This window comes from Mycobacterium sp. (assembly GCF_049683355.1).
GTDB lineage: Bacteria > Actinomycetota > Actinomycetes > Mycobacteriales > Mycobacteriaceae > Mycobacterium.
Map to the genome: position 1 here is coordinate 1 of NZ_JBAUJB010000158.1, position 6,007 is coordinate 6,007.

General features: G+C 67.3%; 9 protein-coding genes and 2 tRNA genes. 5 read left to right on the top strand and 6 right to left on the bottom strand.

Going from position 1 to position 6,007, the window contains the following annotated elements; genetic code table 11:
• The 4 genes from WA944_RS09710 to WA944_RS09725 all read left to right on the top strand — a co-directional run.
• Positions 1-273: DNA gyrase C-terminal beta-propeller domain-containing protein (locus tag WA944_RS09710; protein ID WP_526646830.1), on the top strand; the 273-nt coding region annotated here is incomplete at its 5' end.
• 48 nt (positions 274-321) lie between these two features.
• The gene (locus tag WA944_RS09715; protein ID WP_526608964.1) at positions 322-1,272 is read left to right on the top strand and encodes a DUF3566 domain-containing protein; all 951 of its coding nucleotides are present in this window, start codon (positions 322-324) and stop codon (positions 1,270-1,272) included.
• Between the two features lie 93 nt (positions 1,273-1,365).
• Positions 1,366-1,439, top strand: a tRNA-Ile gene (locus tag WA944_RS09720).
• A gap of 145 nt (positions 1,440-1,584) precedes the next feature.
• Positions 1,585-1,657 (top strand) — tRNA-Ala (locus WA944_RS09725).
• A 24-nt stretch (positions 1,658-1,681) separates the two neighbouring features.
• Here WA944_RS09725 and WA944_RS09730 read toward each other — a convergent pair.
• The 4 genes from WA944_RS09730 to cwsA form a co-directional block, all read right to left on the bottom strand.
• Positions 1,682-2,056: a hypothetical protein gene (locus WA944_RS09730; protein WP_526374890.1), complete on the bottom strand. Its 375-nt coding sequence runs from the start codon at positions 2,054-2,056 to the stop codon at positions 1,682-1,684.
• A gap of 139 nt (positions 2,057-2,195) precedes the next feature.
• Complete coding sequence (locus WA944_RS09735) at positions 2,196-2,513, bottom strand: hypothetical protein (protein ID WP_526374888.1); 318 nt, start codon at positions 2,511-2,513, stop codon at positions 2,196-2,198.
• Positions 2,514-2,613: 100 nt separating this feature from the next.
• Positions 2,614-3,972: an L-serine ammonia-lyase gene (locus WA944_RS09740; RefSeq protein WP_526608963.1), complete on the bottom strand. Its 1,359-nt coding sequence runs from the start codon at positions 3,970-3,972 to the stop codon at positions 2,614-2,616.
• A gap of 16 nt (positions 3,973-3,988) precedes the next feature.
• Positions 3,989-4,423, bottom strand: coding sequence for a cell wall synthesis protein CwsA (gene cwsA / locus WA944_RS09745; RefSeq protein WP_526608962.1), 435 nt, complete (start codon positions 4,421-4,423; stop codon positions 3,989-3,991).
• A 70-nt stretch (positions 4,424-4,493) separates the two neighbouring features.
• Here cwsA and WA944_RS09750 point away from each other — a divergent pair, with 70 nt between their 5' ends.
• Entirely contained in the window at positions 4,494-5,057 is a 564-nt protein-coding gene (locus tag WA944_RS09750) for a peptidylprolyl isomerase (RefSeq protein WP_526646832.1), read from the top strand.
• 67 nt (positions 5,058-5,124) lie between these two features.
• On the opposite strand, the gene WA944_RS09755 is transcribed toward WA944_RS09750, so the two are convergent.
• On the bottom strand, positions 5,125-5,550 hold the full coding sequence (locus WA944_RS09755) for a PH domain-containing protein (RefSeq protein ID WP_526608961.1): 426 nt from the start codon (positions 5,548-5,550) through the stop codon (positions 5,125-5,127).
• Positions 5,551-5,700: 150 nt separating this feature from the next.
• Positions 5,701-5,982, bottom strand: coding sequence for a cell division protein CrgA (crgA, locus tag WA944_RS09760; RefSeq protein WP_159230536.1), 282 nt, complete (start codon positions 5,980-5,982; stop codon positions 5,701-5,703).
• Positions 5,983-6,007: the final 25 nt, after the last annotated feature.

Sequence of the window (6,007 nt, forward strand, 5' to 3'; positions counted from 1 at the left end):
CGCGGCGGCAAAGGCATCCTCACGATCCAGTACGACCGCAGACGTGGCACTCTGGTCGGAGCGTTGATCGTCGACGACGACACCGAGCTGTACGCCATCACCTCCACCGGAGGTGTCATCCGGACCAGGGCACGTCAGGTGCGCAAGGCCGGACGGCAAACCAAGGGCGTGCGCTTGATGAACCTCGGCGATGGCGACACACTGATTGCCGTTGCGCGCAACGCCGAAGAAGATGCCGACGATGACGCAGCGGACGAGTTGGAAGACTCGTAACGCGACGCCGACTGCGCAGGCAGCAGGCACTGAGCTAAGGAGCCTCAGGTGAGCTCACCTAACGAGCCGGGATACCCGCGTGCGGGTGAGGGGTCCGGCGGGGCCAACGGCTCCGGGTCCGGACCCTCGGCACCCGGCCATGAAGGTGGTTCGCTGGGGAACTCGGCGGCGCGCAATGCGCCGCCGTCGGGCTCCGGGCCGGCGCGCAGTGCCGATTCTGGCGACGTCCCGCCATGGCAGCGGGGCCCGGCCACCCGTCGGCAGCACCAGCAGCCCTCCGAGGGGCAGCAGTCCGGTGACAGTCCCCGGAGCAACCCGCCGGGTCTGGACGCCCGGCTGAACCGCTTCATCGCGGGTTCGCCGGCGTCCGGCAGCGCTTCGGAAGCCGACGCCGGTACGCGCAATGAGCGCACCGACGTGGTACGCGCCGAGCCGGGTCGCCCCGAGCACGGCGGCCGCGGTGAGGGCGCCCCGGCGGCCTACGCCAGCGAGATCCCGGATCTGTCGGGTCCACCCCCCCGGCCGCAGCAGCAGCGCAAGCCGGCCGAGCGGCCGTCGTCCGAGCAGTCGGCGAAGGGTCCGGACAAAGCGCAGGCACCTGGAAGGGTGCAGGTCGCCGCGCGGACGCACAAGGGGCCGGTGCGGGCGAGCATGCAGATCCGGCGCATCGATCCGTGGAGCGCGCTGAAGGTGTCGTCGGTGCTCTCGGTGGCGATGTTCTTCGTCTGGATGATCGCGGTGGCGTTCCTGTATCTGGTGCTCGGCGGCATGGGTGTGTGGAGCAAGCTCAACAGCAACGTCGGCGACCTGTTGACAAGCGCCAGCGGCAGCGCCGGCGGTGAGCTGGTGTCCAGTGGCACCGTCTTCGGTGGGGCCGCGCTGATCGGACTGGTCAACATCGTGCTGATGACCGCCGCGGCCACGATCGGGGTGTTCATCTACAACCTCACGACCGACCTGGTGGGCGGCGTCGAGGTCACTCTCGCCGACCGCGACTGAGGTGCCGCGCTTTCGGGTTTGGGTCACAGCTCACCGGTGCGGTAATCTCGTCGCTCGGCGCCCGCTCGCGGGCGTCCCCCGTTAGTGGTTCACGGGGCTATAGCTCAGGCGGTTAGAGCGCTTCGCTGATAACGAAGAGGTCGGAGGTTCGAGTCCTCCTAGCCCCACGGAAAGGTGTGCATCGATGAAGATGGTGCTCCTGTTCGCCGCTGCAGTCGCAGCGGCCGCCGCACTGGTGGTGTGGCGGGCCCAACACGGCGACGAGGTGTGGTACACCACCACCGACATGCCTTCCCGATAGGTAGGTACCCGGGGGCCTTAGCTCAGTTGGTAGAGCGCTGCCTTTGCAAGGCAGATGTCAGGAGTTCGAATCTCCTAGGCTCCACACGAAATCGCCAGAAGCTCGGCGTCAGCGCTGGCGGACTTGAACCGGAATGCTCACGGGCTTTCCGCCACCTTCGACACTGACGGTGAAGAAGACCTGGCCAGGCTTGGGACTGGCCAGGGTGATGGGCGAGACCCAGCAGCCCGCGCCCTCAGCCGGATCGTCGAACACCACGGTGTTCCGGGCGACAACCTGCCTCAGACCATCGGAATCGATGAACTCGATCGTCAGCCCGAACGGTTTCTGGTGGTCATTCGGACTGGTCCGGAACAGGCTGACGAGGTAGAAGCTTCCTGTCGGCACGTCCCCAGAACCGTATTCCAGCGGTGAGGGCACATACATGGTGCCGAGCAATCCACCGCTCACATTGAGCGCTCCGTCGGTGAAGTCGGCTTTCACGGCCAGGAATGCTTCGGTGAGAATCATGGGTGCGTTTCCTCGGTGTCGGCGTACATCGGCGCCGTCCCCTCGCCGAGACCCATACGACGCTAGTCCCCGAGAACGCCGGCAGAGGCCGATACCTCGAACTGCGAGCCCGTCAGCCCTCGAGGGTGTCGATGAACGACTGGATCTGCCCGATCCCGGGGCCCGCCGCGTCCGGCTCCTTCCAGGACTGAAGCACCATCGTCCCCGCCCCCTGAAGCAGCCGCAGATACTCGGTGACGTCTTCCGCCGACAGCGAATCGAGCCGTTGCGACACCTCGGGCACCATGGGTTTCAACGCGGTGGCGATGCTCTTGCCGCTGTCGGTCGCGGGTGCCTGTGCCAACAGGGTGACGACACGCTCGACGTCGGGCCGCGTCAGCCGGGGATAGACCGTGGCCAGATCCTCTTTCACGTCGTCCCTGGTGCTCATGTGCGCCTCTCGGTTGTCGGACCCTCCAGCAGGCATCCATACCCCCTGGGGCGGGTCGGCTACACCTGGGCGCGGATCAGCACGCCACTCAGCACTCGGCTCAGCACTCCACCACGTTGAGCGCCAACCCGCCCAACGACGTCTCCTTGTACTTGGCGGCCATGTCCGCGCCGGTCTCACGCATCGTCTTGATCGCGGTGTCCAAGCTGACGTGGTGGGTGCCGTCGCCGGCAAGGGCCATTCGCGCGGCGACGATGGCCTTCACCGACGCGACGGCGTTGCGCTCGATGCACGGGATCTGGACCAGCCCGCCGACAGGGTCACACGTCAGGCCGAGGTTGTGTTCGATGCCGATCTCGGCGGCGTTCTCCACCTGGGCGGGGGTGCCACCCAGCACCGCGGCCAGGCCGGCCGCGGCCATCGAGCACGCCGAGCCGACCTCCCCCTGGCAACCGACCTCGGCCCCGGAGATCGAGGCGTTGGCCTTGAACAGCTGTCCGATCGCGGCGGCGGTCAACAGGAACTCGACTACGCGGTCCTCCGTCGCGCCCGGGACGAACCGCCAGTAGTAGTGCAGGACCGCGGGAATGATCCCGGCGGCACCGTTGGTCGGTGCGGTCACCACCCGGCCACCGGCGGCGTTCTCCTCGTTGACGGCGAGGGCGTACACCGTCACCCAGTCCATCGCGTAGAGCGGATCGGACGGGTCGGACTCGAGCGCGTCGGCCAGTGCGTGGGCCCGGCGGCGTACCCGCAGGCCACCGGGCAGCGTCCCGCCGGTCTGCAACCCGCGATCCACGCACTCTCGCATCGCCGCCCAGATCCGCAGGAGTCCGTCGCGCAGGCGCGCCCCGTTGCCGAGGGCTTCTTCGTTGCGGGAGACGAGATCGGCGATGCTGCAGCGGTTTTCGTCAGCCAACGCGACGAGTTCGGTGCCCGTGCGGAACGGGAAGGGCAGTTCTGTGTCGTCGCGGGTGCCCGTCGCGGCCTCGTCCTCGTCGACCACGAACCCGCCACCCACCGAGTAGTACACCCGCCGCGCCAGCGTGGACCCATCGCCGTGCAGGGCGGTGAACACCATGCCGTTGCTGTGAAAATCCATGGCCTGCAACGACAGAACGATGTCGTCCGCGGGGTCGAACTCGATGGCGTGCCCGCCGGGCAGAAGCAATCGACGTTCGGATCCGACCGCCTCGACGCGGGTGCGTGCGGAGGTGGGATCGACGGTTTCAGGGTCGAACCCCTCCAGCCCGAGGACGACAGCACCGGGGGTGCCGTGCCCGGCGCCCGTCGCGCCCAGTGAGCCGAAAAGCTCGACCCGCAACCGGGACACGTCGCCGAGCAAGTCGTCGGCTGCCAGAGCTGCGACAAACCGCCCCGCGGCCCGCATCGGGCCGACGGTGTGCGAACTCGACGGACCGATGCCGATAGAGAACAGATCGAATACCGAGACCGCCATGATCAGGAGGTGTGCGCTACGGGCGGGGGGCGACTTCGACGCTCGGCGGCAGCGGCGACGGCTCCGGCTGCGTCGAGCGGCGGATGATCGTGAACGCGGCCGCTCCCCCGGCCAGCACCGCGAGGCCGATGCCCGCCAGCAGGACCGGGCGGCGTCGGCCGCGGGACCGTCGCGCTTTGTCCAGCGCGTCGGGAAGGCCGGCGACGACTTCCTGGGCGGCCGAGATCTCCGCGGAGATGGAGTCCTGCGCCGTGGCCAGATCGGCCTTCAACTGGCGGGCGACCCGTCCGCGTTGATAGCGGTTGCCCACCCATGCGGCCGAGGAGCGCACCGAGTCCAGCCCGACACCCACCGCTCCCCTGGTGACGTCCACCGGGCCGGCCACCGAATTCTTCAGGCCCCGGCCGAGCCGCTGGCTCGGGGTCAATCGGACCACGGTCTTGGAGCTCATAACCCACCTCTTCCGGACGGACGGACGTCGGTTCTCCAGCCTGCCACCTCGGCGAGCGCAAGGTGCCCGGATGGACGGCAGACGGGGCGTGGCACACTGGCTTCCCGTGACGAGCTCCATTCAGACAGCGACCGCGACCCTGCACACCAATCGCGGCGACATCAAGGTTGCCCTCTTCGGAAACCACGCCCCCAAGACGGTGGCGAACTTCGTCGGTTTGGCGCAGGGCACCAAGGACTACAGCACCGAGAACGCCTCAGGCGGATCCTCGGGCCCGTTCTACGACGGCACGGTGTTCCACCGGGTCATCGACGGCTTCATGATCCAGGGCGGGGATCCGACGGGAACCGGCCGCGGCGGACCCGGCTACCAGTTCGCCGACGAGTTCCACCCGGAGCTGCAGTTCGACAAGCCGTACCTGCTGGCGATGGCCAATGCCGGCCCCGGCACCAACGGTTCGCAGTTCTTCATCACGGTGGGCAAGACGCCGCACCTCAACCGCCGGCACACCATCTTCGGCGAGGTCGTCGACCCTGAGTCGCAGAAGGTCGTCGACGCCATCGCCACCACCGCGACCGACCGCAGCGACCGGCCGACGGAGGCCGTCGTGATCGAGTCGATCACCATCTCCTGACCCTCGCCGGAACGGTATTCCAGCAGCAGAAGTTCGAAAAAAGCGCTGCTGGAATACAGTTCCGCGGCTAAGTGCCGGGGGCGAAACCTGCCTCGGTGAGTACATCGAGCACCCGGAGCGGGTCGGTGCCGAGGTCCCAGCGGCTCAGCACCAGAAGCCGGTCGTCGGTGGTGTCGATCTCCAACAGGCGCACCTTGCGGCCGATCCGGCGGAATTCCGTGATGCGGATCAGCCGGATGTCGTCGTGCCCGAGCTGACGGGTCCGCCACCACCCGCGGTAGACCAGAGAACCGTCGGCGATTGCCAGCTTTGGACGTGCGCGCCACGACATGACTGCAAACACCAGTAATCCGACTGCGGCAAGGCCCACAAGAAGCCGCCCCGGCGGGTCTGTGACCAGCGTCACAGCGCCGACGCCCAAGATCAGGCCGCCGATGGCCGCGCCGACGACCCCCGCCGTCGGTGGACCCCACTGTGTTTGCTGTGTGGACAATTCACACCCCTCTACCGCGCCGAACGCAGTTATCCACAAGTGCTATCCCCAATGGGGATGAATCACATCCATGTGATCCGGTGACCGCCAGGTTGCGCGCAGGAGAACGCCACGCAGACGAAATGAATTCATCCCATGGCGGGTTGGGGGTCACCGCCAGCGCATCGTGAGCAAGAGCCCGGTGATCATGAAGGCAAAGGCGATCGCGTAGTTCCACACGTTGAGGTCGGCCATCCACTGCAGGATGCTGGGCACCTCGGGACCGCTGCCGGCGAGCTGGAACACGATCAACCACACCAGCCCGATCAGCATCAGGCTGATGAAGAACACCACGAACCAGATGCTCGACGGGCCCGCCTTCACCTTGACCGGAGTCCGGCTCACCGGGTTGATGGTGAAGTCGTTCTTCTTGCGGACTTTGGACTTGGGCATGCGTACCTTCGGACGATCGGCGTCG

What these genes read in the sequence shown, in the direction of transcription:
- WA944_RS09735 (WP_526374888.1), bottom strand. Translation starts at nt 2,513, where the DNA reads ATGAGCACCAGGGACGACGTGAAAGAGGATCTGGCCACGGTCTATCCC.
- crgA (WP_159230536.1), bottom strand. Translation starts at nt 5,982, where the DNA reads ATGCCCAAGTCCAAAGTCCGCAAGAAGAACGACTTCACCATCAACCCG.
- cwsA (WP_526608962.1), bottom strand. Translation starts at nt 4,423, where the DNA reads ATGAGCTCCAAGACCGTGGTCCGATTGACCCCGAGCCAGCGGCTCGGC.
- WA944_RS09750 (WP_526646832.1), top strand. Translation starts at nt 4,494, where the DNA reads ATGGACGGCAGACGGGGCGTGGCACACTGGCTTCCCGTGACGAGCTCC.
- WA944_RS09740 (WP_526608963.1), bottom strand. Translation starts at nt 3,972, where the DNA reads ATGGCGGTCTCGGTATTCGATCTGTTCTCTATCGGCATCGGTCCGTCG.